The sequence below is a fragment of the Mitsuaria sp. TWR114 genome, from assembly GCF_007997345.1.
This window is the reverse complement of record NZ_VOSR01000724.1, coordinates 1-568: the sequence shown is the minus strand read 5'-3', so window position 1 is coordinate 568 and position 568 is coordinate 1. Positions and strand designations below refer to the sequence as shown.

Genomic DNA, 568 nt, shown 5'->3' with positions numbered 1-568 from the left:
GTGGCCAGCATCAGCGGCCAGCGCGGATGCCGGCGCACCATGTGCGCATGCGGCTCGGCGCCGGGCCTGGGAGCGATCGACCGATCGGGCGCACGCAGCGCACCGTCGCTCTCCACCACGGCGCGCCGCACGCTGCCATCGCCGTAATGCGCGATCCATGCCTCGCGCGCGCGGCCGGCGTTGTCGTCGAAGGCGAGATGCACCGGCAGCGTGCGCCCGTCGCGACCCGCGACATCAGCGTGAGCGCCCCGTCGTCGGGATCGACCGCGAAGCTCGCGAGCTCGTGACTGTCCTCGAACAGCGCGTGCAGCCGCCGTCCGCCCTCGGCCAGATGGAGCCAGGTCGGGCTGCCTTCGAGCGGCGCAGCAAGCCGCGCCCACACGCGACCACCGTTCTCCCGCACCAGCGCGTGAACGCCGCCGCAGTGCGGTCCATATCCGCCGGCGAAGGCGAACGGCACGCCCGGCAGGCGAGCCGGGGCGGACGGGAGGGTGGTCGTCAGGCTCATGGGGCCGCGACTTTACGTGCGCGGCCGCATCGGGGCCACAATCGCCGGTCATGACCAGCT

Annotated in this window: 1 protein-coding gene; it reads right to left on the bottom strand. The window is 73.4% G+C overall.

The window, feature by feature from the left end:
* A partial coding sequence (locus FUT87_RS31045) for a hypothetical protein (RefSeq protein WP_255511979.1) occupies positions 1 to 203 on the bottom strand: 203 nt, incomplete at its 3' end.
* Between the last annotated feature and the right edge of the window lie 365 nt (positions 204 to 568).